The organism is Stenotrophomonas sp. GD04024, assembly GCF_029837545.1.
GTDB classification, from domain to species: Bacteria; Pseudomonadota; Gammaproteobacteria; order Xanthomonadales; family Xanthomonadaceae; genus Stenotrophomonas; species Stenotrophomonas forensis.
The window spans coordinates 1-24,630 of sequence record NZ_JAOEDV010000003.1; the positions used below are offsets into that span (position 1 = coordinate 1).

Sequence of the window (24,630 nt, forward strand, 5' to 3'; positions counted from 1 at the left end):
GCCCGGCTCACACCGTCGCCGTCGGCCGCACCACGATTTCATTCACGTCCACGTCCGCAGGCTGCTCGATTGCAAATCTTACGGCGCGGCCGATCGCATCCGGTTGCAGGGCGATCGCGCGGTAGCCGACCATCATCTCGGCGGCGGCCGGATCGGTGATGCTGTCGGCCAGCTCGCTTTCCACTACGCCAGGATGGATGCAGGTCACCCGTAGCTCGCGGTGCTCCTGCCGCAGGCCGTCGGAAATCGCGCGCACCGCATACTTGGTCGCGCAGTAGACCGCTGCGGTCGGCACCACCGACAGTGCGCCGACCGAGGCGATGTTGATGATCTGGCCGCTGCGCTGGGCGATCATGCCGGGCAGCACGGCAGCGATGCCGTACAGCACGCCACGGATGTTCACGTCGATCATCCGGTCCCATTCCTCCACCTTCAGCGAGCCCATCAGCGACAGTGGCATCACGCCGGCATTGTTGACGATGACGTCGATTGCGCGGAAGCGTTGCCGGGCGGCTTCGGCGAAGGCCTCCACCTGCGCGCGCCGGGTCACGTCCAGGGCATGCACCAGCACCTCGGCCCCCTGCTGGCGCAGCTCGTCGGCCAGCACCTGCAGACGATCCACGCGGCGTGCACCCAGTACCAGGCGTGCCCCGGGTTGCGCGAGGGAACGGGCGATGCCGGCGCCGATGCCGCTGGAGGCGCCGGTGATCAGGATGGTTCGGGAAGGGGTCATGGCGGTGTCTCTGAAGGGTAGGGAGTGCCGGGGTGTGCCCGGCATTGCCACGGTAGACGGCGGACCTTGTCGCGATAAGATGGCGACTGCTGATCACCTTGTTCAGAGTTGCTAACCAATGGCCATCGATCTCAACGCTCTGGGGGTGTTCCAGCGGGTGGCTGACTGTCGCAGCTTCACCGCCGCCGCCGAGCAACTCGGCGTGACCCGTTCGGCGGTCAGCCAGACCATCGCCAAGCTGGAGCAGTCGCTGGGTGTAGCCCTGGTGCTGCGCACGACCCGCAGCGTCAGCCTCACCGATGCCGGGCAGGCACTGCTGGTATCGGTCAGCCCTGCGCTGGCGGAACTGGGCGATGCGCTGGAGGCCAGCGTGCGCCGGCAGTCCGCCGTGTCCGGACAACTGCGGCTTGCCGTGTCCTCCATTGCCGAGGCGTTCCTGGCCGGCCCGATGCTGGCTGGTTTCGCCGCGCGCTATCCGGCGTTGCAGCTGGACATCACCGTGACCGATGAAGCGTTCGATATCGTCGGCGCGGGATTCGATGCAGGCGTGCGTCTGGGCGAGGTCATTGCCCAGGACATGGTCGCGGTGCCGGTATCGGCGCGGCAGCGCCAATTGGTGGTGTGCTCGCCGGGCTATCGTGATGCCCATGCGCTTCCGGCGCACCCACGGGAACTGGCCAGCCATCGCTGCATCGGTTGGCGCAGTGCGCCGGGCAGGGCGCCCTATCGCTGGGAGTTCGAAGAGCGGGGCCGCGAGTTCAGTGTCGATGTGCAGCCGGAAATCACCAGCAACGACATGGGGGTGATGGTCAGGCTGGCCTTGGCCGGCGCAGGCCTGGCCATCGGCATGGAAGACACCTGGCGGCCGTGGCTGCAACGCGGCGAGCTGGTGTCCGTGCTGGACGCGTATTGCCCGCGGTTTGCCGGCTTTTTCCTGTACTACCCCAGCCGTCGGCAGGCCGAGCCGAAACTACGTGCGCTGGTCGAGCACGTGCTCTCCGAACTGTAGAGCCGAGCATGGCTCGACTCTACAGACGGCATCACGCCGCCGACGCGGCAACCTTCTCCAGGATCCGCTTGCCGCTGCTTTCCAGCGCGGCGTCCTCCTGCGCCTTCTGCTGCTGTGCCAGCTTCGCGCCCGGGCACTGCGCCAGCATGTAGTTGGCGTCGAAGTTGAGCTTCTCGACCAGGAAGTCGACGAACGCACGCACCTTCGGCGAGACCAGGCGGCCACCGGCGAACACGGCGTTGAAGTCCACCTCCGGGCCGGTCCAGCCGGCCAGCACGCGGCGCACCATGCCGGACTCGACGAACGGTTTGGCCATCACATCGCCAGTCAGCAGCAGGCCTTCGCCGCACACCAGTGCGCCGTTCAGTGCGGACATGTCGTTGGCAGTCATCAACGGCGTGACCGGGAAGTCACGCAGTTCGCCACCGTTCTCGCCCAGCTGCCAGGTGAAGCGCGGCGAGTTGCCGGTGTGGTACGGCTTGCGCATCGCCAGGATGCGGTGGAACTGCAGCTCTTCCGGATGCAGCGGCTCGCCATAGCGTTCGATGTAGGCCGGGCTGGCGAACACCTGCGTGCGCAGGCTGCCGAGCTTGCGCGCGACCAGGTTGGAGTCGGGCAGGGCACCGACGCGCAGTGCAAGATCCGCTTCGCCGGCAATCAGGTCCAGCTTCTCGTTGCCCATGTGCATGTCCAGGCGGATCTCCGGATACTGCGCATGGAACTGGCCCAGCAGCGGCGCGATCCAGGTGATGCCGATCGAATAGGGAACGGTGAAGCGCAACCAGCCGCGCGGGCCGGACTGCAGCTGGCTCACCGCGCTCTCGGCTTCTTCAAGCTCGCGGGCGATACGCTGGCAATGCTCGTGGTAGATCGAACCGGCTTCGGTCAGCCCGAGGCGGCGCGTGGTCCGGTGCAGCAGGCGCGCGCCCAGGCGCGTCTCCAGTTCCTGCACTTTGCGGCTGACCGTGGTCTTGGGCAGGCCGAGCGATTTGGCAGCGGCAATGAAGCTGCCTTGCTCGACCACCTTGACGAAGATCAGCGTCTCGTTGAGATCGTGGGACATGGTCGGGGATCCTGGACGTCGGGGATGGGACAATCGTGACAGAACGATTGGACCGGGAACGGGATGATTATTCCCCTTAATCAGGACTAATCAAGTAAAGGTTTGAGGTCTATCGTGGCGCCATTCGTTATTTGGAGCCCGTCCGCCATGAGCCTGCGCAACATTCTTGCCCGTCTCCGGAATGCCGGCCAGAACACCCTGGACCTGGCGATGACCGTTGAAGCCCGTCCGAGTTCCTTGGTGCACAAGGATTTCCGGGAGTTTACCGCGCCCATGCGTCAGCAGCGTGGCGGCGTCATCCGCCTGGCCCCGCACAAGGGTGACCGGCTGCGTCGAATTGGGACTATCCCGGATTTGGGAGGAAATGTCCCGTGAATGGGATGCTGACGCCCGAAGTCCTGGTCCTCGGCGGCACCGGCGCCGTGGGCCAGGGCGTGGTCGGTGCATTGCTGGAAGCCGGCAGCCCGGTGCTGGTGGTCGGTCGCGATCCGGGCCGGCTGGCGGCACTGCACGAACAGTTCGCCGATGAGCCGGGCCTGGAAACGCTGCTGGGTTCGCTCAGTGATGACGGCTCGGCACGGGCGCTGGCCGAGCGCATCGCGCAGCGTCCGCGTCCGTTGGCAGCGGTGATCGCCGCAATGGGCGGTCCCTACCGCCGTGGCCGCGTGACCGATCGCAACGGTGACGAGCTGATGGGCGCGATGCAGGCCGACCTGATGCCGCACGTGCATGCGGTTCGCCACCTGCTGCCGCTGCTGCAGGACAACGTGCACGCGCGCCGCTACGTGATGATCGGCAGCCCGGCCAATGCCAAGCCGTGGGCGGGTTACGGCGAGACCTCGATCACCACCGCCGCGCTGCGCATGTATGCGCAGGTGGTGCATCAGGAAGCGCAGGCGCTGGGCGTGCGTGCGCAGATGCTGGAAGTCTGCAGCCCGGTCTGTACCCCGGCCAACGCGGCCAACGCCTGCATCGAGTGGCCCAGCTCGCTGCTGGTCGGCCGTCGCGTGGTCTCGCTGCTCGACGGGTGCCGCGACAACCGCGCCATCGTCCGTTGCGACAGCAGCGATGCCGAACTGCCGCGCGGCCTGCTGCACCTGGAAGTTCCCCCGCTCTGGCGCGATACCGCAGGCGTCGCTTGACCTCGACCATGGTTGAGGTCGCAGTATGCGCCGCCGATTTTCGCAACACCTTTTCATATAGCTGTACCACCCCTCCGTACGGATGCATGCCATGACTTCCCCCAATACCACCCCACATCGTTTCGGCCATCGCATCGCGATGGCCGGCGTGTCGATCCTCGCCGCGGCCGTGCTTGCAGCCTGCAGCGGCGGCCATGCCGAAGAAGCCGGTGCACCGCCGCCGCCGCAGGTCAGCGCCGCGCCGGTGCTGGTCAAGCAGGTCAGCCAGTGGGACGAGTTCAGCGGCCGCGTCGAAGCGGTGCAGAGCGTTGAACTGCGCCCGCGCGTGTCCGGCTACATCGACAAGGTCAACTATGTCGAAGGCCAGGAAGTGAAGAAGGGCGAAGTGCTCTTCACCATCGACGCGCGCAGCTACCAGGCCGAATATGATCGTGCCGCCGCCGAACTGGCCCGCGCCCGCACCCAGGCCACGCTGGCCCGCAGCGAGTCCGAGCGTGCCAAGCGGTTGTCCGAGCAGCAGGCGATCTCCACCGAGACCGCCGAGCAGCGTCGCGCTGCCGCCGACCAGTCCGGTGCCGCCGTGCAGGCGGCGCAGGCCGCGCTGGACGCGGCCCGCCTCAACCTGGAGTTCACCAAGGTGCGTGCACCGATCGACGGCCGCGCCGGCCGCGCGATGGTCACCGCCGGCAACCTGGTCACCGCCGGCGACAGCGCCAGTGTGCTGACCACGCTGGTCTCGCTGGATACCGTGTTCGTCTACTTCGATGCCGACGAAAGCACCTTCCTGCGTTACGCGCAGATGGCACGCAAGGGCGAGCGCCCGAGCGAGCGTGACAGCGATCTGCCGGTGAAGGTCGGCCTGTCCGGTGAAGAAGGCTACCCGCACTCCGGCAAGGTCGACTTCCTCGACAACCAGGTGGCCCGCAGCACCGGCACCATCCGCGTCCGCGCGCTGCTGGACAATGCCGACCGCCAGTTCACGCCGGGCCTGTTCGCCCGCGTGCAGCTGCTCGGCAGCGGCCAGTTCCAGGCCATGCTGATCGATGACAAGGCCGTGCTGACCGACCAGGACCGCAAGTACGTCTACGTGGTCGACAAGGATGGCAAGGCGCAGCGCCGCGACATCCAGCTCGGCCGTACCGCCGAAGGCCTGCGCATCGTCGAGCACGGGCTGGCTGCCGGTGACAAGGTGATCATCGACGGCGTGCAGAAGGTCTTCATGCCGGGCATGCCGGTGCAGGCCAAGGCCGTGGCGATGCAGCCACAGGCCGCGCCGGCACCGGGCCGCGATGCCACCGCCGCACTGAACCACTGATCCGCGTCTCCTGATCCGCGTCCCCGCTTAGCTGCCGGCGCCAGCGGCAGCCTTCCCTGCCTTCGTCATATTGGCGAGGGGCAGGGTGGCTGTTGCCCGCCGACGGCATTTCCCAGGAATTCCTCCATGGACTTTTCCCGTTTCTTCATCGACAGGCCGATCTTCGCGGCGGTGCTGTCGATCGTGATCTTCGCCGCAGGCCTGATCACGATTCCCATCCTGCCGATCAGCGAGTACCCCGAAGTGGTGCCGCCGTCGGTGGTGGTGCGCACGGTGTATCCGGGCGCCAACCCCAAGGTCATTGCCGAGACTGTTGCCACGCCGCTTGAAGAAGCGATCAACGGCGTCGAAGGCATGATGTACCTGAAGTCGGTCGCCGGCTCCGATGGCGTGCTGCAGATGACCGTCACCTTCCGCCCGGGCACCGACCCGGACGCGGCGGCGGTGAAGGTGCAGAACCGCGTGGCGCAGGCGCAGGCGCGCCTGCCCGAGGACGTGCGCCGGCAGGGCGTGACCACGCAGAAGCAGTCGCCGACCTTCCTGATGGTGGTGCACCTGACCTCGCCGCAAGGCAAGTACGACACCCTGTACCTGCGCAACTACGCACGCCTGCACGTCAAGGATGCGCTGGCGCGTATTCCGGGCGTGGGTGACGCGCAGATCTTCGGTGGCGGCGACTACGCCATGCGCGCCTGGCTGGACCCGGACAAGGTGGCTTCGCGCGGCCTGACCGCCAGCGACGTGGTGCGCGCCATGCGCGAGCAGAACGTGCAGGTCTCGGCCGGCCAGCTCGGCGCCGAACCGCTGCCGAACAGCCAGTTCCTGACGCTGATCAACGCCCAGGGCCGACTGAAGACCGAAAAGGAATTCGGCGACATCGTGCTCAAGAGCGGCGTCGATGGCGAGATCGTGCGCCTGGCCGACGTGGCCCGCCTGGAACTGGGTGCCGGCGACTACACGCTGCGCTCGCAGCTGGACGGCAAGAACGCGGTCGGTATCGGTATCTTCCAGTCGCCGGGTGCCAATGCACTGGAGATCCGTGACCAGGTCATCTCGACGATGGACGAGATGCAGAAGACCATGCCGGCCGACGTGAAGTACGAAGCGGTGTACGACACCACCATCTTCGTGCGCGACTCGATCAAGGCCGTGGTCTCCACGTTGCTGGAAGCCATCGCGCTGGTGGTGCTGGTGGTGATCCTGTTCCTGCAGACCTGGCGTGCCTCGATCATCCCGTTGATCGCGGTGCCGGTGTCGGTGGTCGGTACCTTCGCTGCGCTGTACCTGCTGGGCTTCTCGATCAACACGCTGAGCCTGTTCGGGCTGGTGCTGGCGATCGGCATCGTGGTCGACGACGCGATCGTGGTGGTGGAGAACGTCGAGCGCAACATCGAAGAAGGCCTGTCGCCCACTGCGGCGGCCCACCAGGCCATGCGTGAAGTGTCCGGCCCGATCGTGGCGATCGCGCTGGTGCTGTGTGCCGTGTTCGTGCCGATGGCCTTCCTGTCCGGTGTCACCGGCCAGTTCTACAAGCAGTTCGCGGTCACCATCGCCATCTCCACGGTGATCTCGGCGATCAACTCGCTGACCCTGTCGCCGGCGCTGGCCGCGCGCCTTCTGAAGGCCCACGGCGCGCCGAAGGACGGCCCGAGCCGCCTGATCGACCGCCTGTTCGGCTGGGTGTTCCGTCCGTTCAACCGCTTCTTCAAGTCCAGCTCGGAGAAGTACGAGCGTGGCGTGGCCCGCATCCTCGGCCGTCGTGGCGCGGTGTTCGTGGTCTACGCGATCCTGCTGGTCGGTACCGGCGTGATCTTCAAGCTGGTGCCGCCGGGCTTCATCCCGACCCAGGACAAGCTGTACCTGATCGCCGGTGTGAAGCTGCCGGAAGGCTCGTCGATCGCGCGTACCGATGAAATGCTGCGCAAGGTCGCCAAGATCGCCCAGGAAACCGACGGCGTGGCCCACACCATTTCGTTCCCGGGCCTGAACGCGCTGCAGTTCACCAACACGCCGAACACCGGTGTGGCGTTCATTCCGCTCAAGCCGTTCGCCGAGCGTCATGGCCGTACCGCCGCGCAGATCAATGCCGAGATCAACCAGAAGATCGCTGGGCTGCAGGAGGGCTTCGCGTTCGCGATGATGCCGCCGCCGATCCTCGGCCTGGGCAACGGCAACGGCTACCAGATGTTCGTCGAGGACCGCGACAACCTGGGTTACGGCGCACTGCAGAATGCCGTGCAGGCGATGCAGGGCACCGTTGCGCAGACCCCGGGCATGGCCTTCCCGATTTCCAGCTACCAGGCCAATGTGCCGCAGCTGGATGCGGAAGTGGACCGCGTCAAGGCCAAGGCGCAGGGCGTGCAGCTCACCGAGCTGTTCGACACCCTGCAGACCTACCTGGGTTCGGCCTATGTCAACGACTTCAACCAGTTCGGTCGTACCTGGCAGGTGATCGCCCAGGCCGACGGTCCGTTCCGCGAGACGGTCGAGGACATCGGCAAGCTGCGTACCCGCAACGACCGTGGCGAGATGGTGCCGATCGGTTCGATGGTCACCATCAAGCAGACCTTCGGCCCGGACCCGGTGCTGCGCTTCAATGGCTATCCGGCAGCGGACCTGGCCGGTGAAGCCGACCCGCGCCTGCTGTCGTCGGCCGAGGCGATGAACAAGCTGACCGAGATTGCCGGCAAGGTGCTGCCGGTGGGCATGACCACCGAATGGACCGACCTGAGCTACCAGCAGGCAACCCAGGGCAAGGCGGCCTTCATCGTGTTCCCGGTGGCGATCATGCTGGCCTTCCTGGTGCTGGCCGCGCTGTACGAGAGCTGGTCGCTGCCGCTGGCGGTGATCCTGATCGTGCCGATGACCCTGCTGTCGGCGCTGTTCGGCGTGTGGCTGACCGGCGGTGACAACAACGTGTTCGTGCAGGTCGGCCTGGTGGTGTTGATGGGACTGGCGTGCAAGAACGCGATCCTGATCGTCGAATTCGCCAGAGAGCTGGAGATGGGCGGCAAGGGCATCGTCGAAGCCGCGCTGGAAGCCTGCCGCCTGCGTCTGCGCCCGATCGTGATGACCTCCATCGCGTTCATCGCCGGCACCGTGCCGCTGGTGCTGTCGCATGGTGCAGGCGCCGAAGTGCGCTCGGTGACCGGTATCACCGTGTTCGCCGGCATGCTGGGCGTGACCCTGTTCGGCCTGTTCCTCACCCCGGTGTTCTACGTCGCCCTGCGCAAGTTCGTCACCCGCAACGGCGGTGGCCAGCTGGTGCAGCACGGCGAGCCGACCATCCATCACTGACATGGAACCCCGTCGCCGCCGGTCGCTGGCCGGTGGCGGCTTTCCCCTCACAAGGCATGCATCCATGAATACCCATCAGAACAAGATCGCGCTGGTCACCGGCGCTACCCGCGGCATCGGTGCCGAGACCGTGCGCCAGCTGGCGCAGGCCGGCGTGCACACGCTGCTGGCCGGCCGCAAGCGCGAGACCGCCGTGGAGCAGGCGCTGAAGCTGCAGGCCGAAGGCCTGCCGGTGGAAGCCATCCAGCTGGACGTGACCGATGCAGCGAGCATCGCCGAGGCGGTCGAGCAGGTGCGCCAGCGCCATGGCCGGCTCGATATCCTGGTCAACAACGCCGGCATCATGATCGAGAACCCGGCGCAGGCACCCTCGGAACAGTCGCTCGATACCTGGAAGCGCACCTTCGATACCAACGTGTATGCACTGGTGGCCGTGACCCAGGCGTTCCTGCCGCTGGTCAAGCAGGCCAAGTCCGGTCGCATCGTCAATGTGTCCAGCATGCTCGGCTCGCAGACGCTGCACGCCGACCCGGCGTCGGGCATCTACGACTTCAAGATTCCGGCCTACAACGCCTCCAAGGCGGCGGTGAACAGCTGGACCCTGAGCCTGGCCTACGAACTGCGCAACACCCCGATCAAGGTCAACACCGTGCATCCGGGCTACGTGAAGACCGACATGAACGGCGGCAACGGCGAAATCGAAATCAGCGAAGGTGCACGCTCCAGCGTGGAAATGGCGCTGATCGGCGAATCCGGTGCCAGCGGCAGCTTCACCTACCTGGGCGAGGTGCTGCCATGGTGATCCGTACGTTGGCGATGGCCGTCTCCAGCCTGGTGCTGGCGGGCTGTGTCAGCGTCGGCCCGAACTACAAGGCGCCGGTGCAGGAACCGGTCGTCCTGCAGGGCGCACAGCAGCCGGTGTTCACCAGCACGTCGCCGGTGGCCAGCTGGTGGGCGCAGTTCGATGATCCGGTGCTGGAAGAACTGGTGCATGGCGCACTGTCGGACAACCTCGACCTGCGCGTGGCCGTGGCCCGCGTCAGCCAGGCCCGCGCGGTGTTCGTCGAAAGCCGTTTCGACCAGGCCCCGCACGTCACCGCAGGCGGCAGCTACGACCGCCGCATGCAACCCGATCCGCAGCTGGGTGGGCAGCGGGTGTTCAGTGAAAGCTACCAGCTCGGCTTCGACGCCGGCTGGGAGCTGGATCTGTTCGGCCGCAAGCGCCGCGCTGCAGAAGCCGCGCGTGCCGATCTCGGTGCCGAGCAGGCCAACCTGGCCGATGCCCAGGTGCTGGTCGCCGCCGAAGTGGCGCGCAATTACTTCGAGCTGCGTGGCACGCAGAAGCGCATCGCGGTGGCCCAGCACACGCTGGAAAACCTGCGCGATACGCAGAAGCTGACCGAGGCGCGCTGGGAACTGGGCGCCGGCAGCGAACTGGATGTGCAGAGCAGCCGCGCCCGCCTGAAGGCGATCGAGGCCGACATCCCGCTGCTGGAAGTGTCCGAGGCACAGTCGCGCAACCGCCTGGCGGTGCTGCTGGGTCAGCGTCCGGAAGTGCTGACCGCGATGCTGGCGCCGCAGGACGTGCCGGCGTTCGCCAAGGCGTTGCCGCTGGGTGACACCCGCGAACTGCTGCGCCAGCGCGCCGACGTGCGCGTGGCCGAACGTCGACTGGCGGCCGCGACCGCACGCGTCGGCGTGGCCACCGCCGATCTGTTCCCGCGGCTGTCGCTGTCCGGTTTCGTCGGCTTCCTTGGTGGCGATGCCAGCGGCCTGGTCAACGGCAACAACAAGGCCTGGTCGCTGACCCCGTCGCTGAGCTGGGCGGCCTTCGATTTCGGCACCGTGCGTGCACGCCTGCGTGCCAGCAAGGCCGAGGCCGAAGGTGTGGCCGCGCAGTATGAGCAGGCGGTGCTGCTGGCGCTGGAAGACACCGAGAACGCGCTGACCCGCTACTCCAAGCAGCAGGCGCGGCTGGCGATCGTGGTCGAGCAGGCGCAGGCGGCACGACGTGCCGAATCGCTGGCACAGATCCGCTATCGCGAGGGATCGGAGGACTTCCTGACCCTGCTGGACGCGCAGCGCACGCAGCTGGCCGCCGACGATGCATTGGCCGCGGCCGAGGCAGAAGTGAATGTCAGCGTGGTGGGTGTGTACAAGGCACTGGGCGGCTGGGGACAGTCGCCGCAGCCGCCCAGCGTGGCGCAGCTGCAGTAACCCCGAGGGGACGGAGGCGGTAGCGTCCGTCCCCTTCTTGTTTCAGGGCCGTTGATCGGCCCCCCGCCATCGTGCCGCCTTCTCCGGCAGCCAGCGCCTGGCAGTGGATGATGAATCCGCAGTTCGGCAACCGGGGCAGGGAAGCACCGTGCAGGCTGTGCACGTTGTCACAGTCATGACGTTTCTGACTCTGCCGGAAGCCGTGTCCGCCGTGTAACTAGTGGGACAGGCTCTTGGGAGGACAGGTGATGACCGATGGCAAACACGATACCCAGCGCAGGTTGTTCGGAGATCCGGGGCCACCCGGCGCGGGGCTTTCGGTGGCGGTGGTGGTACTGATGGTGCTCGCGTCGATGGCGGCTGCGATCGGGTTCATACGGCTGCCGGATCCGCTGCTCGGCCTGGGGCTGATCGGCGTGTCCGTGTTTCTGGCCGTCGGTGCCCGCATCTGCCAGGCACGCGACCAGCATCAGGCACTGTACCGCCTGCTGTCACGGCAGCCGCCGCCGTAGCCGCGGCTGCCGTGCAGGTTCAGCGCTTCGGCCAGTCCAGCTCGACCACCAGCGGGAAATGATCCGATGGCAGCACGCCGTCGATGCGGCGGTCGTCGGTAAGGAAGCTGCGCGCATGGAAGCCGCGCACCAGCACCCAGTCCAGCTGTGCGGTGGCGTTGCCGGTGAAATCATGGAAGGTCAGGCGCGGGCCCTGCGGTGCCTTCACCTGGGGGCGGGTGTCCTCCAGCACGTGGGTGAACGCTTTGTAGGTATCGCCGCCGGGTTCGCTGTTGAAGTCGCCGGTCAGCACCACCGGCAGGTCGGCCGGCAGGGTGGCCAGACGCTTGCCGATCAGCTCGGCACCCTTCACCCGGCGCGGTTCGTCCTCGTCGCGGTAGGGCAGGTGGGTATCCATGAAGTAGAAGCGACGACCATCCTCCAGGCGCCGGAACAGCGCCCAGGTGACCATGCGCGGATACAGGTTGCCCCAGGTGATGCTGCCGGGCACGTCCGGCGTATCGGACAACCAGAAGTTGCCGGACGCCTCGATGGCCAGCACCTTGCTGTCGTAGAACACGCCCATGTGCTCGTCGCCGCTGCCACCCCGGCGGCCTTCGCCGAACCAGCGGTAGCCGGGCAGGTGCTCGGACAGGTAATCGGCCTGTTCCTTCACCAGTTCCTGGGTGCCGATCACCGCCGGGTGCGCATCGAGAATGACCTTGACCATCGCATCGCGACGGTCCGGCCAGCGCTTGCCAGGCTCGGTATCGGCCGGGGTGCGGACATTGAACGACATCACTTTCAGCGGCGCAGGCGTGGCCGCGCAAGCGAAGACAGGCAGAGCAAGTGCCAGCAGCGCGCACAGCGCCCGGCGATGGAAACGCGGCAACATCGTGGAATCCCTCCATTCCATGAAAACGGTTTCATGGAGCATGCCATGGAAGGCGAGGGCAGCGGTATGCCGGGATGGGCGGCTGGCAATGCCGGGCGGGCGGTGAGAGCGCCGCCCGGCGGATCGCGTGAGCGCGGTCAGGAGATCACGGGTACTCAGTCGGCGGGCAGGTACCACTGGCCATTCTGGTCAATCCAGTACACCCGGATGTAGGGAGTGCCGTCCTCTTCGAAATACGTCACTTCGCAACGCTGATGGTAGTAGGGCCCCATCTTGACCCGGACGCAGTTCGTGTTCTCCGGACCACCGCCACCACCGCTGGCGGCGGCCTGGGACGGCGAGGAGAGAGCTCCAACGGCAAGCATCAGTGTGGCCATCGAGGCCAGGTGCAGTTTCATGGTCATCATCCTTGTGTCTGCAATCGCGCATCTGCGCGTTGTCGTGCAACGTCCCGCGCGACGCCAGGCTGACGTGCGGGAGTTGCTGCATGCGCGCCGGCCCATGGGCGACCCGGCGCATTTCCCCGGCTCAGTCGCGCAGGTAGGGGTTGCCGTACTCGTCGATCCAATATTCGGCCGTGTAGACGTTGCCGAATTCATCGGTGTAGGTTTCCGTGCAGTGGTGGTGGACGCGGTTGCGGTCCACATTCACCGGCACACAGGAAACGTTTTCTCTCGGGACCCCTGTGTTGGCGTCCGCCACCGGTGCCAGGGTTGCAGTGGCTACCACCAACGCGGCCATTGCGGCCAGTTGCAGTTTCATAAGCATCATCCTTGCTTCTGCAATCGCGCACATGCGCACGGGGTGTGTATCACGCGAACCCGACCATCGGAAGTGCCTCGCTGCGATCAGTCCTCGATCTCACCGCGACGAGTTGCAGCGCGTACCGCCTGCGCGGTAGTCGCAACACCGAGGCGCTGGCGTGCATGGCGCAGGTGGTTTTCCACGGTGCGTGCGGAAAGCCCGAGCGTGGCGGCAATTTCCGCCTGGCGACGCCCGGCAGCGACCCAGCGCAGCACCTCGCGCTCGCGCGTGCTCAGCAGGCTTCCGGAAAGTTCTGCAGGAACTTCAGCCAGACCGCGCGCGGCGCGGAATGCTGCGGTTGCAGCAGCCTCCAGCTGCAGGCGTGCGCTGGCGGATGCATCGATGGAGGTGCCTGCGAAACTGATTGCACCCTCCAGCCCGGTGGTACCGAACACCGGCACCTGCAGGCCGTGCAGGCCTTCGCCACGCGGTTGCTTCACCACCTGGTAGCGCTCACCGCGCAGACCTTGGCGTTTGCTCCAGAAGAACGGCGCGTCGCTGTCCAGCACGTGGCGATTGACCGGGCAGGCATGCAGATAGCGGGCGAGGTCGGTATCGCTGCCATCGCCGAACCAGTCGCCGTCGATCCAGTACACGCGCTGCGTGCCGCGCTCCAGTCCGGTGCCGGTGGCGAACACCAGCACGCGGTCGTAGCCGAGCGGTGCGGCGATGCTGCGCAGTACCGCGCCCACCGCGTCCAGCGAGCGGGCGCGCTCCAGCTTCAGCAACGCCTGCACCAGCGCGGTCATCCGGATCAGCGCCCGGCCAGTGCGTCGAGCAGGGTGCGTGCAGCCAGCTTGCCGAGCGCATTGCCCGCCAGCGGGCTGTCGCCGGTCAGCAGCAGGCGATCCTGCAGCACGCTGCCATCGATGCCCTCGTTGACGATCTGCACACCCTGCTGCGCCAGCCGCTCACCGAAGAACCACTGCAGCTGGCCCGGCATGTAGCCGATCTCCGGTGTCTGCCGGTCCATTGCATCGGGGAAGGCGCAGATGCGGTAGCCGCGGAACAGCGAGCCGCCATCGGCTTCGTCGACGCCTGCGGCCAGCAATGCCGCAGGGCCGTGGCAGAGGGTGATGATGTGGCGTTGCTCGGCCATCGCCCAATGCAGCACCGCCTTCACCGCGCGGCTCTGCGGCAGCCCGATCAGCGCGCCATGGCCGCCGGGAATGAACACTGCCGCATAGTCCGATCCTGCTCCCAGTGCGGCCACGACATCGTCCAGCGCCAGCGGCTGGCGGAAGCGTTCTTCATAGCGTTCGTACAACCCGCCGATCTGCTTGTCCTCGCGCGGGAAGGCCCACCACTCGAACTTGGTGGCGTTGCCCGACAGCGTGGCCACGTCGATGTCGAAACCTGCCTGGTCCAGGTGATACATCGGCAGCAGGGTTTCCACCGGATGGTTGCCGGTGGAGAACAGATGGCCGTTGGCGGTAGGCAGGTAGCGCTCGTCGGCGGCGATCATCAGCACCTTCCAGCGACCATCGCGGCGTGCGTCCGGATAGTCGGCACCGGACAGGTTGCTCTTCGGCGACGTGAACTGCGACAGCGAGTACGGCGAGGGGAAGAAGGCATCGCGCTCGGCCGGATCGGGGCTGGGCTGGCGACTGGGCTCTTGCGTGTTCATGCGGACCTCCTGCGGGGAACGTAAGGCCAGCATAGAAGCGTGGATGCGCACGCGCGATGAGGGATTTCCCTCAATCGCCCGAGGCTATCTGGCTGCTGCCCCGTGCTGCTGCATGTCCTCGTGCAGGATCCGCCGCAGCTCGATGATCGCGGGCGTGGCTTCCTGCACACTGTGCCCGGACACGATCACCTTCTCCGACACGGCGTTGGGCAGGTGCGAGCTCCAATACGGCACCAGCCCGTCATCGGTCTTTTCCAACGGCCCGTCGGCCTTGGCGCGGGCGATGATCGAGTGGTACTGCACCTTGGGCGCCATCGGCAGGTCAGCCACGGCGCGGACGAACGCGTCGTCCTTGTCCAGATTCTGGATGCTGTTCATCTGGTAGCCGTGCTTGCCATCGTTGCGGTCGACCTGGCCATCGTTGGCGATGGTGGCGACATCCTCCAGCACGGTCAGCGGCAGCCGCACCAGGCGACCGATCCAGCGGCCCAGACGGGTGCCGGCGACGTCGGTGCCACGGTGCGGCGTGGCGATGAACACCACCCGTGATACTTCCGGCTCCGGCAGGAAGGTCAGTACCGGCGCCCCGCGGGTGCGCAGCAGTTCGCGCTGCGCCGGTGTCATCTGCGCAGTGGCCAGCAGGGTATCGACCAGGTGGTCGCCGGACGACGAGACCATCAGCCGCGCGATCACCCCGCCCATGCTGTGCCCGACCAGCACCATGTCATGCGAGGCCTGTGCCTTGCCGCTGGGGTCGAAGTGCCTGAACACGTCGGCCAGCGTGTGGCGCATCGCATCGTGGCTCATCGCGATGGGCATGTTGGTCGGGTAGTAGAACTGCCAGATCTGGAAATCCTGGCGGATCTCGTCGTCGCGCATCAGCTCGTTGGCAACGTTGACCCAGGCTTCCGGGCTGCTGGCCAGGCCATGGATCATCAGCAGCACGCGCCGGTTCGGATCGTAGGGCTGCATCATGTACAGGTGCGGCGTGTCGATGCCGCCCTTGCCGCCGAACAGCGAGCGCAGCGACTGGTGGCTGAAGTTGGATCTCGCCAGCCACAGCGCGTAGCCGGCGGTGAAGTTCGCCGCCAGCGGTACCTCCTGCCCGTGCAGGGTGACTTCGGTGACCTGGTAGGGATCGTGGATCTCCAGTTCCGGCTCGTCGTCGTGCAGCACTTCCCATAGATTCTTTCCGGAGAAGCGCAGCAGCACCGTCATCGACGGCGAAGGCATCTCGCTCCAGCTCTGCGTGGTCGCAGGGGCGGTGTGCGTGGGGGGTGCCGTGGTGGCGGTGGTGCCTGCCGGATCATCCATCACCGCCACCAGCTCGGCGCCGAAGCCGTCGCGGCGGTGCACGCTGCGCAGCGTGCCGGTGAATGACAGCGAAGCGGCCGGCACCAGCTCGGTCGGCGTGCGCGTGTCCAGCGGCGACGCCTCGGTGGAAGGCGCCAGCACGAAGGTCCAGCGGCCCAGCTGGAAATGACTGGCCTCACTGTGCACGCGGCCGGTCGCGTAGGCGTTGTACAGCTGCACCGAGGCTTCCTGCACGGCCAGGTTGTAGTAGTCGCGCACCTGCGTCTGGCGGTCTTCGAAGCCGCGCTGGTTGGCGGTGCGTTCGGTGAAGAACAGATAGGCATAGGCCTGGCGTGCGACCTGCATCCATGCGTCCAGGCGCGGCTGGAAGTCGGCGTCCAGTTCGGTGATCGCGGTCTTCGCGCGGCCTGACGCGGAGTACTCGCGCTTGGGGGCGGGCAGGGTCATCGCGTACTGCAGCCACAGTTCGGCCAGGCTCGAACGCTTGTCTTCCTCGCGTACCACGATGCTGCCTTCCATCGCCTCGATGCAGGGCAGGCCGGGCTTGGCACAGACGCCTTCATCAAGGCCGGCCACGCGCAGCGTCTCGGTGGTCGCCGCGCTGAGCTTGCCGGAGGTCAGGATGTCGCCGCGCTTGAGGGCTATGTACTGCCCCGGCGTGACCGAGGCGACCTGTACCGACGGCCCGAACTGGCGCAGCGTCGCGCAACCGCCCAGGGTGAGCAGCACGGTGATGATGAGGGTCGTGCGGCCGATGAAGCCCAAGCCCGTGGTAGCCATACGATCCTCCTGCGCGGTGGCGCCACTCTAGCGTCCGGCCAGTCAAAGCGGAAGATACCGGGCGGTCGGTTTGTGCCTTGAAACCGCCGCCATGCAAGCGATTCAGGCATTCGCGTGTGACACTAGGGTGAATGGAGGCATGCAAGGACGGCGATGCGTTGGCTTGAGACACGGATTCCACCACCGCTGGTGATGCTGCTGTGCGGTGGCATCGGCTACCTGGCCAGCCGCCTGGCAGCGGGCCTGGCGGTGCCGCTGCCGATGCCCGCGCTGCTTGCAGGTGCTCTGGTGACGCTCGGTGTGACGCTGAACCTGCTGCCGAAGCTGGCCTTCCGCCGTGCGCGCACCACGGTCAATCCGCTGCGCCCGTCGGCCTCGAGCGCGCTGGTCACGCACGGGGTATACCGCTACACGCGCAATCCGATGTATCTCGGCCAGGCGATCGTTCTGGCCGGCGCCATGCTGTACCTGCAGAACCCGGTCGCGTGGCTGGCCGTGCCGCTGTTCGTGCTGTACATCACCCGGTTGCAGATCGTGCCGGAAGAGCGGGTGCTGTCGGCTCGTTTTCCCGAAGCGTATGCGCTGTTCCGCCAACGCGTACGCCGTTGGCTGTAGCGCGGGCCGGGTGGTCACGCGGCACACTGCCTGCACGAAAAACAGGCACAAAAAAGCCGGAATCCCGCTGATGGAAGTTCCGGCTTCTTGTGGCCTCGACAGGCCATACAGATGGTGGAGGTGGGCGGAGCCATTTGCGCCCGTTTGCAACCCATTGAAAGTAAAAGAAATTCAGCTTTCAAAAGGTGCAAATTCTGATACCTCCGATGATACCCGGCATAGGGCTGAGGTGCAAAGCACAACTGCTTAGGAGCAGTTGTGCGCATTGCATTGGTGATGGTGATGTTGGCCGTTTGGCTTGGAGCGTCCGGTGAGGCCGTGGCGCAGGCAGGCTCAATTCCGCCCACCGGAACCAAACAGGGTTGGGAGCGCCAGCATCTGGGCGACCATGTCAGCGAACCCGGCGAGGCTTTACCGGACTTCCTCCGACGCACCGGGCGAGTGCTCCACGACTACACCCGCCAGAGCGGGAACGAGGCCTGTGGCGCGATTGCCAGCGACGGCCAGCGTTTTTCCCTGCGCCTCTACACAGATGGTGTGCCACACGGCTGTGCCATACGGACCAGCGAGGTGATGGACGGTTCTGCTTTCACCGGCGAAACCATCCACAGCCATCCTTGGCAGAAGGTGCTGACGATGACGCCGGCCGCAAGGGCGTGGAGCCATTTCTACAAGGATGGCAATGCCGGGGCTCCGACCCTGCGCAACGACGGAGCAGTAGGGTTCAGCAGAGCCGACCGCGCTAACGGAGACGGTTGGCTGATTGCTGGCGGGCAGTTGCTGCATCTGGTCAACGGAAAGACCGAGCGCCTTGGCCCGGTCTTCCTCTCCACGGAGTGATGTAGGTCGATGGCTTGACATTGCCTTGAGCTGCCTTAGATTTGGAACGTCGGCAGTTCACTGCCCTATGGGCAGCTTAGAAAATTAGAGAAATTGCTTTGCCCGCCGACACCCAAAGCCCTCGCTCAAACGGGGGCTTTGCTTTTTTGGCTTGGCGCGGCTTGGCCCGGTCTCCCTCTCCACGGAGTGAACCAATGGCCGTTTACTGGCATTGGAACTCGAAGGCTGACCAGTCCGATGCTCCCACGGTCTGCCAGTAGAACACCGAGCCAGCTCCGACCACATCACAGGCGCACTCTGTCGGCCAATTAACTGACCCGGTGCTTGGGGAGCCAAATCCAGGCATTGGTGTCAGCTTCTGTTTAAGTGCGGCGACGCAGGTCCGGCGCTCTGGCGTCAAAGTCTGTTCTTGAGGCCTCGCGAGGCCGCCCGAAAACGTCGCGTCATCGTTGGTATTAACGCTCTGCGTGCAGTGAAATTGGTCAGCGAGGAACTGCGACACCGAGCAGAACACGCCCCAGCCGTAAAGCCCACCGTCGCCCCAGGAAATCCACGATTTTCCGGTGTAGGTCGGATAGGTTCTTGCCGGAGGCGTGCAGGTGTTGGAGGTGGTAACCCAGCCACTGGATGCCGTGTAGGTGCCGCTCCAGCTCTCTGAGGTGCTCGACACCGGGGACCCGGTCGCCGCCGGGCAGGACCAGGACGTGGTGCGCGTGCCGTTCTCAACGCGGTTGCGTTGTTGCCAGTGCTGACCTGCATGCCCAGCCGGGCAACCCACGTTCTGGCTCTCTGCTGGCGCGGCGCGCGTCATTGCAACGCTGGTTGGCGGCGCAGACGTGCATGCGGGAGCACACATACTCGCTGCTGCCGGTAACCAGGCTGACCATGGTCCCGTCAGCGCGATTGGGCTTGCGAACGGGTCGGGGCATGAATACGTCGTAGTGCGGGTGCGGGTCTGCGGAAAAGAAGTGGCGCCACTGATGGTGAGAGTGCCTGAAGGACAAACGCCCGTTTGCGCCGCGCTTTCGCTCAACGGTAATGGCGCTGAGCAGGCGGGTGTGATGACGGGAGGGACAATAGGAGGAGTGACGGCGGGTGGCGCCGGTGGTGCGGTTGGAATTGGAGGTTGAGCGGCGATTGGCACGCATAGCGCCAGCGGAGACCAGCAAGCAGGAGCAGCTACCGAATTCCAAATAAACGAACACGTTTGACCCGCAGGTGTCGTTCCTGTGGCTGGAGTCGTGGGAGCCGCTGCGCAGCCAGGAGATGGAGCAGGTGGAGTAACAGTTACGGGCGGTGGCGCCACCACCGGCGCCGGTGGTGGCGGAGCTGATGTTGGAGGGGGCGGTTGCAGCGCAACGGGTGTGAGAACTTGCGCTGACAGGCCAGTAGCGCCGCCGTAGTATGTGAACGCGAGCCTTGCTGGATTCCTGCATCGTTGAGTAGCGGCCTGGATGTCCAAAATGGTCGGACGACCATTGTTGCCTCGATGAAAGACCGATGTGTCGTCTATTTCGAGGTCATACATGCCTCCACTCGCTGCAGCGGCTAGCTTTAGGCACGCACGCGTTGGAACCGCATGGTAAACAATCTTCAACCCTGCGTTGGGGCGGCCATCAATAGAGGTAGGCTCAAGAATAACGGGTTGCGCCCATCGGCTGGTTAGGCCAACGCCAGAGTTCATTGAAACGGGTGGAACGCGGTCGGCAATAGCCTGAGCGATTGTCAGTCCCGCATAGGAGCCGAGCGCTCCATACGTCATGTCTGCATTGCGTGCAATGGTGTGAATATTCGCTTGTTCCGCGCGAACATCTGTGTTGTTTGCCGATGACTGATAGATAGCGAAGGCAGCACCGGAAAGAAGTGTCATAGCACCCGTCGCCAACATCAGCTCGATCAATGAGATGCCACGTTGCGGATGTGGGCGGCTTGATGGCTTCATGGTTAGCGCTTCTTTGCGCGGGATGCTTCTCGCTCGGCTAGATGCATTCGCCCGCGCGTGCGCATCTCATTTCGTTGTTGAACGAAGGCCGGCTTTGAGATGTGCTCTCGATACCCAAGTAGTAGGCCAACAAGCTCAGCCTCATCCAGTGAATCAGCCCCAGCGGCGATGACCGCGCCGCCTAGGAGAATCTTGCGGTGCGCGTCTGCTTTGCGTTCACTCGCTCTTGTCTTTGCTTTTGATCTTTGCTCGGCCAGCATCTCCCGTGCTTTCAATTTTGCGAGACGCTCAGTGGCGGCGGTGATTTGTTCTTGTATAGAGCGTGTTGCCATTGTTGAGTTCTCCTAATGTCCTACACCTCATGCAAACAGAAAATCGGCTATTGGCAAGTCATTGACTTGTCATATTGCAATTCCCTGTCATCCTGAAATAGAGGGGCACAGGCGAGCGAGAGCGAGCCAGCCCCAGCGGGAAACGCGAGCGAAGCGAGCCCCGGTCTCTTGCCCGAAGCCGTCACGAATAGTGGCGGCAAGGATCAAAGCAAGAGCGCACTTATGGTTTCCCTGCGGGAAACCGTGCGCCGGGGCTCCGCCCCAGACCCCGGCCCGCTTCGCAGGCCGCCCCCGATGCTAGCCCCCTTGGGGGCGTCGCCAAAAACAAGAATAGGAGCAAGGACAAAAATCGAAATGGCCATTTATCACGCCACCGTCAAAGCCTTTTCGCGCGGCAAGGGTCATTCCTCTACTGCCGCTGCGGCGTATCGTGCGGGCATTGTGATTAATGACGAATTGACCGGTATCAAACACGACTACACAAGGCGCAGTGGCGTTGCCTCGGTTGATATGTTGGCCCCGCAAAATGCCCCCGAATGGGCGCGAGATCCGGTCGCCTGTTTCAATCGCTCGGAAATGGCCGAGACCCGGCTAAACGCCAGGACGGCGCGTGAGCTTGAAGTTGCTCTGCCTGCAGAACTGAACGAAGCGCAGCGTCGTGCGCTCGCGTGCGATTTGGGTCAGATGTTGGTTGACCGCTATCAGGTTGCGGTGCTTGTTGCAGTCCATGAGCCCGATAAGAAGGGAGATGAGCGCAATCACCATGTGCATCTCCTGATGACACCGCGTCAGATCGGTCCTGAAGGCCTGGGTGCACGTGCATGTGCTGAATTTGATGCGTGTGGTGGCGCAGGTCCGGAGGCTATCCGCATTCTTCGTGAAGCGGTTGCTGACCGTATCAATTCGCATCTGGAACGAGCACAGGTCGCTGAACGTGTCGATCATCGCAGTCTGGCTAAGCAAGCGCATGCCGCCGAAGCTGATGGCCATATTGGGTTCGCAGCCGTGTTGGCTCGTGAAGCCACCCAGCACGAGGGTAAGGCAGCAACCGCGATGCGTAGGAGGGGGGAAGATAGTGAGCGGGGCACGGTAAACAACCAAATCCAAGAAGCCAATCGCATTGAACTGCGTAACTACCTGGAACGCTTGGAGAAAGAGGGAAGGGTGATGGCGACGCCACACTCCCATACGCAAGAAGCAGCTCAACGTGAGAGGCTTGCAGCGGTTGGCAAAGAAGAGCGGCCACACCTCGGGCAGGTCGCGGTGGCGCCCCCACGAGCGCGAACAAGGCCAGTATCAGTAGCGCAGCGCGCAGGGCGAGTGGGGTCGGGCGCCTCGCGCTTTCCGCCAAGTCTCAAGCCAGCCTTGATGAAGGCGGCTAGCCGCCTTCGTAGCAAGATTGCGAATAAGCAAGCAGACGAGGCCATGGCTCGTTACGAAGCCGAAATAGAGCAGCTGGAGATGGAAGCGAGGCGGGTGTGGCTGGAGGGTATAGATGCCACCGTTCGGCAAAGCCTTTCGACGGTCGCCACGCTCTTTGACATGTCGAGCAGGGCGGGCGCCTACCCCCAGAGGGCGTCATATCGAAACGATATGCGCGAGCTTCACAGTTCATTGAAACAGGTGGCTCGTGACACCACTCGATGGGAGCGCAGGTTACAGGCCGAAGTTAAGGCAGACCTTTCACTCACGGAAGCCAAAATGAAACTGGAGACGTGGGAAAGGAAAAATCCCAAGCCGTCGCTCTGGAGCGGTAGCAGACGCGATTGGGCGCAGCGGCGTCGGAGTGGTGAAGAGCGCATTGAGCGGCGCAGGACGCGGCGCGATGCTGCGCGTCTAGCTACAGGCCCGGAAGCCCAGGTGAAGTATGCGGCGCAGGCAGTTGCGAGTGTAGAAGCTTTGGATAAGCTCGCAGCATCAATGCTGAAGCGCTATCCAATCACCGCTGATACAGCACAGCCGCACAAATCGCAGCGCCCTGGAGCGACCTCAGCGCGCACGCTTACGGAACAACTGAACGATAGCGATCTGCAGCAAAAGGATCAAAGAAGATCTCGCGGGCCTCGCGTCTGAAGCTGAAAAAAACAATGCCCCCGAACATTCTTCGGGGGCATTGACAGAATTGGCGTTGGCCTCATGCTGTTTTTTAGCGGCAGCTCGTTGATAACAGCAACGGCTGCGAGTAGGTAGAAAGCAGCTCTACACACCCAGGCATCGGCCCCAAGCAACAACATAGCCGACATCGGGAAGAGCGCAACCCCTCGCAACCCAGCTAGAAGCAATGGCTATCGCACGGAGGTCCGATTAGTTCGCGCCCGGTGGCAATCCGGGGCTATCCGTAGGACGCGGGTGGCGGCCTTAAACCGTGGAGGAATACGTCCACATCCGGCAGCATGGCTTCTGCGTCGCGGAGGTTCCAAGGCATGGGTTCCCTAGCTGGTCTTGGATTGTGTGCCCCGTCTCGGGTCGGCCATGTATGCGAAGGGCAAGATTGGATAGCGTCAGGCGACAGCCTGATCACGGGGCAAAGCCCATGGGAGAGACGCCAGTGCAGTGAATGCTGGTGGCAGGACCCCAGCCCCGGCGCCATGTCAGGCGTGAACCTGCCGCAGCTGTGTATTGACAGTGATCACAGTGCCGACGATGGTCCTCTGCCCAGGCAAGAGTAGACCGACCCGGCAAAGGTCCCCAGACTCGCTTATTGCGGGTTGGGGGAGACTTTGCCTCGGTCGGTCGGCGGTTAGAAGCAAAGACCGAGGCAAAACAGCGGGCCCATAGTGTCCTGAGTCAGCAGGAGGATGTGTCCTGAATCAGATGCCGTAGGTGGCCTTGTCGGTAAAAGAGCACTTGGAGTTCTTCAGCAGAAAAACGGAGCGCGCCGAGAATTTTCGGGCGCCGATGAATTTTTCAATGCTGGTTCAAAGAGATATCAGATCTGACCCCAGGGAAGGAAGAAGCGTCGCCCTACCTTCAGGCTGCGAATTCGAGCTTGCCAGTCACTGAGCTGCTTAATGAAGGTATCGACTGGATACGCAGAGTGCTTGCATGCTGCTATTGAATTTAGAAGCTCATTGTTAACTTCCATCAAAGAAACTCCGGCGCGCTTGTGCTTGAGAAGGAAGAGCTCGGATGCTATCAGTTGAAGCTCTTCACTCTTATCTGAACTGATGATCTGTGTGTTACTGGCATCGCCCATGTAGTTGATTGATCGAATAGCTCGAAGTGCTTCGTATTTCAGCGCATTGAACTTTGAGAGCTTGGCCATCAGCAAGCCCGAGTAGTATCCAGCGGCCGTGCCGGGAATCAATGCCATCAGGAGGTCGTAGGCGAGGCTTGCCATTAGGGTCTTCCTTGCTGGCACCTAGGCATAGCGTAGGAAGTCGCCAGGCCGTTCGGTGCGCGTCACTTGCTAGCGGGGGCGAGGCTTTTTAGAAGCGCCAGTGCTTCTTTCTGTTTTCGGGCATCAAGCTGTGTCAGCACCAAGATTGCCTCCGCAACCACGTCAGAGGCAGCAAGGAAGTAAGCGGCTGGGAGATCCAGAAGCTCCGCGAGCTTCTCAATGGTCTCCAGATCAGGCTTATGAAGGCCCCTCTCATACCTGCTGATGCGGGGCGCAGTGGTGTTTGGGTCATCCACTCCCATCAATAGTTCCCCTAGCTGGGCCTGAGTCCAGCCCTTGGCTGCGCGTGCGGCGCGGAGGCGTTGGCCAAGGGCAGTGGTTGTTGGTAGCGGCGCGGGCATTCGGGGCATCAAGAAAGGCATTGACTACCCGAAGTGTGCCCGCCTAAGCTTAACTGGTCATTTGCACTGAGCGCAAATGATTGCGCGAGAGCCTAGAGTTGCTCGGCTCATGGGAGTTCATCACATATGAGGGAGCTGAAATGAAGAAGGTCTGGATGGTTTCCGCAGCAGCCCTGCTGGCTGCTTGCTCGGGTGGGCCTGGTAGTAGCGATGTTGAGACGGCGCTGACCGCGTATTTCAGAGAGGCCACAGGAACGACGGTGACGTTTGAGCGGTTGAAGGTGGGCGAGTGTGTGCGAGGCGGCAGTCCCGGCTACGCGTGCAGTGTCACTGGAATTGCGCGGTATCAGCTGGGCACTCGCATTGAGCAACAGCAGCTTGTTGGCACCTTCGTTATCGACAAAGTTGGCGGCAACTGGACTGTCGTAGACCGTCGTTGACGCTGGTCCTCCCCAACCATCGCTAGGAAGCTC

General features: G+C 64.2%; 24 protein-coding genes and 1 pseudogene. 12 read left to right on the plus strand and 13 right to left on the minus strand.

The genetic code is table 11. The features are described 5' to 3' along the window. Positions 1 to 7 precede the first annotated feature (7 nt). Complete coding sequence (locus tag N7590_RS01350; RefSeq protein ID WP_053449408.1) at positions 8 to 733, minus strand: SDR family oxidoreductase; 726 nt, start codon at positions 731 to 733, stop codon at positions 8 to 10. A 118-nt stretch (positions 734 to 851) separates the two neighbouring features. Here N7590_RS01350 and N7590_RS01355 point away from each other — a divergent pair, with 118 nt between their 5' ends. Further along, on the plus strand, positions 852 to 1,742 hold the full coding sequence (locus N7590_RS01355) for a LysR family transcriptional regulator (protein ID WP_053510752.1): 891 nt from the start codon (positions 852 to 854) through the stop codon (positions 1,740 to 1,742). Between the two features lie 31 nt (positions 1,743 to 1,773). Here the strand turns inward: N7590_RS01355 and N7590_RS01360 are convergent, their stop codons facing one another. Further along, a complete protein-coding gene (locus N7590_RS01360; protein ID WP_005416157.1) occupies positions 1,774 to 2,805 on the minus strand; it encodes a LysR family transcriptional regulator in 1,032 nt (343 codons plus the stop codon). Positions 2,806 to 2,952: 147 nt separating this feature from the next. Between N7590_RS01360 and N7590_RS01365 the strand changes: the two genes are divergently transcribed. From N7590_RS01365 to N7590_RS01395, 7 genes are all read left to right on the plus strand, one after another. Then, positions 2,953 to 3,180 (plus strand): hypothetical protein, encoded by a 228-nt coding sequence (locus tag N7590_RS01365; RefSeq protein WP_049456214.1) that lies wholly within the window; start codon positions 2,953 to 2,955, stop codon positions 3,178 to 3,180. Further along, the gene (locus tag N7590_RS01370; protein WP_053449410.1) at positions 3,177 to 3,947 is read left to right on the plus strand and encodes an SDR family NAD(P)-dependent oxidoreductase; all 771 of its coding nucleotides are present in this window, start codon (positions 3,177 to 3,179) and stop codon (positions 3,945 to 3,947) included. Before N7590_RS01365 ends, N7590_RS01370 begins: the two co-directional genes overlap by 4 nt. 91 nt (positions 3,948 to 4,038) lie before the next feature. Further along, the gene (locus N7590_RS01375) at positions 4,039 to 5,262 is read left to right on the plus strand and encodes an efflux RND transporter periplasmic adaptor subunit (protein ID WP_053449411.1); all 1,224 of its coding nucleotides are present in this window, start codon (positions 4,039 to 4,041) and stop codon (positions 5,260 to 5,262) included. Positions 5,263 to 5,388: 126 nt separating this feature from the next. Beyond that, complete coding sequence (locus N7590_RS01380; protein WP_164241845.1) at positions 5,389 to 8,559, plus strand: multidrug efflux RND transporter permease subunit; 3,171 nt, start codon at positions 5,389 to 5,391, stop codon at positions 8,557 to 8,559. A gap of 64 nt (positions 8,560 to 8,623) precedes the next feature. Next, positions 8,624 to 9,361 (plus strand): SDR family oxidoreductase, encoded by a 738-nt coding sequence (locus tag N7590_RS01385; RefSeq protein ID WP_006433769.1) that lies wholly within the window; start codon positions 8,624 to 8,626, stop codon positions 9,359 to 9,361. After that, a complete protein-coding gene (locus tag N7590_RS01390) occupies positions 9,355 to 10,776 on the plus strand; it encodes an efflux transporter outer membrane subunit (RefSeq protein ID WP_164241846.1) in 1,422 nt (473 codons plus the stop codon). Before N7590_RS01385 ends, N7590_RS01390 begins: the two co-directional genes overlap by 7 nt. 248 nt (positions 10,777 to 11,024) lie before the next feature. Then, positions 11,025 to 11,288: a hypothetical protein gene (locus N7590_RS01395; RefSeq protein ID WP_053510746.1), complete on the plus strand. Its 264-nt coding sequence runs from the start codon at positions 11,025 to 11,027 to the stop codon at positions 11,286 to 11,288. A gap of 19 nt (positions 11,289 to 11,307) precedes the next feature. On the opposite strand, the gene N7590_RS01400 is transcribed toward N7590_RS01395, so the two are convergent. From N7590_RS01400 to N7590_RS01425, 6 genes are all read right to left on the minus strand, one after another. After that, a complete protein-coding gene (locus N7590_RS01400; RefSeq protein ID WP_053449414.1) occupies positions 11,308 to 12,162 on the minus strand; it encodes an endonuclease/exonuclease/phosphatase family protein in 855 nt (284 codons plus the stop codon). A 155-nt stretch (positions 12,163 to 12,317) separates the two neighbouring features. After that, a complete protein-coding gene (locus N7590_RS01405) occupies positions 12,318 to 12,560 on the minus strand; it encodes a hypothetical protein (protein WP_164241847.1) in 243 nt (80 codons plus the stop codon). A gap of 130 nt (positions 12,561 to 12,690) precedes the next feature. Beyond that, positions 12,691 to 12,924 carry a hypothetical protein gene (locus tag N7590_RS01410; protein WP_006433851.1) on the minus strand — a complete coding sequence of 78 codons (234 nt, stop codon included), beginning with the start codon at positions 12,922 to 12,924 and terminating at the stop codon, positions 12,691 to 12,693. An 86-nt stretch (positions 12,925 to 13,010) separates the two neighbouring features. After that, positions 13,011 to 13,715: a PA1136 family autoinducer-binding transcriptional regulator gene (locus tag N7590_RS01415; RefSeq protein WP_053510745.1), complete on the minus strand. Its 705-nt coding sequence runs from the start codon at positions 13,713 to 13,715 to the stop codon at positions 13,011 to 13,013. A 5-nt stretch (positions 13,716 to 13,720) separates the two neighbouring features. Next, positions 13,721 to 14,593: a glyoxalase III HchA gene (gene hchA, locus N7590_RS01420; RefSeq protein ID WP_053449416.1), complete on the minus strand. Its 873-nt coding sequence runs from the start codon at positions 14,591 to 14,593 to the stop codon at positions 13,721 to 13,723. 84 nt (positions 14,594 to 14,677) lie between these two features. Continuing rightward, positions 14,678 to 16,687, minus strand: a complete 2,010-nt coding sequence (locus N7590_RS01425; protein ID WP_164241848.1) for an alpha/beta hydrolase — start codon at positions 16,685 to 16,687, stop codon at positions 14,678 to 14,680. Between the two features lie 153 nt (positions 16,688 to 16,840). On the opposite strand from N7590_RS01425, the gene N7590_RS01430 reads away from it, so the two are divergent. Both N7590_RS01430 and N7590_RS01435 read left to right on the plus strand, forming a co-directional pair. Continuing rightward, on the plus strand, positions 16,841 to 17,302 hold the full coding sequence (locus tag N7590_RS01430) for an isoprenylcysteine carboxylmethyltransferase family protein (protein WP_164241849.1): 462 nt from the start codon (positions 16,841 to 16,843) through the stop codon (positions 17,300 to 17,302). Between the two features lie 258 nt (positions 17,303 to 17,560). Further along, positions 17,561 to 18,142, plus strand: a complete 582-nt coding sequence (locus N7590_RS01435) for a hypothetical protein (RefSeq protein ID WP_115804042.1) — start codon at positions 17,561 to 17,563, stop codon at positions 18,140 to 18,142. Between the two features lie 202 nt (positions 18,143 to 18,344). On the opposite strand, the gene N7590_RS01440 is transcribed toward N7590_RS01435, so the two are convergent. From N7590_RS01440 to N7590_RS01450, 3 genes and pseudogenes are all read right to left on the minus strand, one after another. Then, on the minus strand, positions 18,345 to 18,953 hold the full coding sequence (locus tag N7590_RS01440) for a hypothetical protein (protein ID WP_239683755.1): 609 nt from the start codon (positions 18,951 to 18,953) through the stop codon (positions 18,345 to 18,347). Between the two features lie 636 nt (positions 18,954 to 19,589). After that, positions 19,590 to 20,084, minus strand: a pseudogene (locus N7590_RS01445) (type 4 pilus major pilin); the annotation flags it as partial. Positions 20,085 to 20,086: 2 nt separating this feature from the next. Continuing rightward, on the minus strand, positions 20,087 to 20,416 hold the full coding sequence (locus tag N7590_RS01450; protein WP_080355294.1) for a conjugal transfer protein TraD: 330 nt from the start codon (positions 20,414 to 20,416) through the stop codon (positions 20,087 to 20,089). A gap of 294 nt (positions 20,417 to 20,710) precedes the next feature. Here N7590_RS01450 and N7590_RS01455 point away from each other — a divergent pair, with 294 nt between their 5' ends. Further along, positions 20,711 to 22,489, plus strand: a complete 1,779-nt coding sequence (locus N7590_RS01455; protein WP_239683753.1) for a MobA/MobL family protein — start codon at positions 20,711 to 20,713, stop codon at positions 22,487 to 22,489. A gap of 856 nt (positions 22,490 to 23,345) precedes the next feature. On the opposite strand, the gene N7590_RS01460 is transcribed toward N7590_RS01455, so the two are convergent. Both N7590_RS01460 and N7590_RS01465 read right to left on the minus strand, forming a co-directional pair. Then, positions 23,346 to 23,756, minus strand: a complete 411-nt coding sequence (locus tag N7590_RS01460; RefSeq protein WP_049441681.1) for a hypothetical protein — start codon at positions 23,754 to 23,756, stop codon at positions 23,346 to 23,348. Positions 23,757 to 23,818: 62 nt separating this feature from the next. Beyond that, a complete protein-coding gene (locus N7590_RS01465) occupies positions 23,819 to 24,178 on the minus strand; it encodes a helix-turn-helix transcriptional regulator (RefSeq protein WP_315972411.1) in 360 nt (119 codons plus the stop codon). A 119-nt stretch (positions 24,179 to 24,297) separates the two neighbouring features. On the opposite strand from N7590_RS01465, the gene N7590_RS01470 reads away from it, so the two are divergent. Beyond that, positions 24,298 to 24,597 carry a hypothetical protein gene (locus N7590_RS01470; protein ID WP_148708647.1) on the plus strand — a complete coding sequence of 100 codons (300 nt, stop codon included), beginning with the start codon at positions 24,298 to 24,300 and terminating at the stop codon, positions 24,595 to 24,597. The last annotated feature ends 33 nt before the right edge of the window (positions 24,598 to 24,630 follow it).

Excerpts from the sequence above, each read along its gene's own strand:
- N7590_RS01350 (WP_053449408.1), bottom strand. The coding sequence starts at position 733 with ATGACCCCTTCCCGAACCATCCTGATCACCGGCGCCTCCAGCGGCATC.
- N7590_RS01355 (WP_053510752.1), top strand. The coding sequence starts at position 852 with ATGGCCATCGATCTCAACGCTCTGGGGGTGTTCCAGCGGGTGGCTGAC.
- N7590_RS01360 (WP_005416157.1), bottom strand. The coding sequence starts at position 2,805 with ATGTCCCACGATCTCAACGAGACGCTGATCTTCGTCAAGGTGGTCGAG.
- N7590_RS01365 (WP_049456214.1), top strand. The coding sequence starts at position 2,953 with ATGAGCCTGCGCAACATTCTTGCCCGTCTCCGGAATGCCGGCCAGAAC.
- N7590_RS01375 (WP_053449411.1), top strand. The coding sequence starts at position 4,039 with ATGACTTCCCCCAATACCACCCCACATCGTTTCGGCCATCGCATCGCG.
- N7590_RS01380 (WP_164241845.1), top strand. The coding sequence starts at position 5,389 with ATGGACTTTTCCCGTTTCTTCATCGACAGGCCGATCTTCGCGGCGGTG.
- N7590_RS01385 (WP_006433769.1), top strand. The coding sequence starts at position 8,624 with ATGAATACCCATCAGAACAAGATCGCGCTGGTCACCGGCGCTACCCGC.
- N7590_RS01390 (WP_164241846.1), top strand. The coding sequence starts at position 9,355 with ATGGTGATCCGTACGTTGGCGATGGCCGTCTCCAGCCTGGTGCTGGCG.
- N7590_RS01395 (WP_053510746.1), top strand. The coding sequence starts at position 11,025 with ATGACCGATGGCAAACACGATACCCAGCGCAGGTTGTTCGGAGATCCG.
- N7590_RS01400 (WP_053449414.1), bottom strand. The coding sequence starts at position 12,162 with ATGTTGCCGCGTTTCCATCGCCGGGCGCTGTGCGCGCTGCTGGCACTT.
- N7590_RS01405 (WP_164241847.1), bottom strand. The coding sequence starts at position 12,560 with ATGAAACTGCACCTGGCCTCGATGGCCACACTGATGCTTGCCGTTGGA.
- N7590_RS01410 (WP_006433851.1), bottom strand. The coding sequence starts at position 12,924 with ATGAAACTGCAACTGGCCGCAATGGCCGCGTTGGTGGTAGCCACTGCA.
- N7590_RS01415 (WP_053510745.1), bottom strand. The coding sequence starts at position 13,715 with ATGACCGCGCTGGTGCAGGCGTTGCTGAAGCTGGAGCGCGCCCGCTCG.
- hchA (WP_053449416.1), bottom strand. The coding sequence starts at position 14,593 with ATGAACACGCAAGAGCCCAGTCGCCAGCCCAGCCCCGATCCGGCCGAG.
- N7590_RS01425 (WP_164241848.1), bottom strand. The coding sequence starts at position 16,687 with ATGGCTACCACGGGCTTGGGCTTCATCGGCCGCACGACCCTCATCATC.
- N7590_RS01430 (WP_164241849.1), top strand. The coding sequence starts at position 16,841 with ATGCGTTGGCTTGAGACACGGATTCCACCACCGCTGGTGATGCTGCTG.
- N7590_RS01440 (WP_239683755.1), bottom strand. The coding sequence starts at position 18,953 with ATGACGCGCGCCGCGCCAGCAGAGAGCCAGAACGTGGGTTGCCCGGCT.
- N7590_RS01450 (WP_080355294.1), bottom strand. The coding sequence starts at position 20,416 with ATGGCAACACGCTCTATACAAGAACAAATCACCGCCGCCACTGAGCGT.
- N7590_RS01455 (WP_239683753.1), top strand. The coding sequence starts at position 20,711 with ATGCTAGCCCCCTTGGGGGCGTCGCCAAAAACAAGAATAGGAGCAAGG.
- N7590_RS01460 (WP_049441681.1), bottom strand. The coding sequence starts at position 23,756 with ATGGCAAGCCTCGCCTACGACCTCCTGATGGCATTGATTCCCGGCACG.
- N7590_RS01465 (WP_315972411.1), bottom strand. The coding sequence starts at position 24,178 with ATGCCTTTCTTGATGCCCCGAATGCCCGCGCCGCTACCAACAACCACT.
- N7590_RS01470 (WP_148708647.1), top strand. The coding sequence starts at position 24,298 with ATGAAGAAGGTCTGGATGGTTTCCGCAGCAGCCCTGCTGGCTGCTTGC.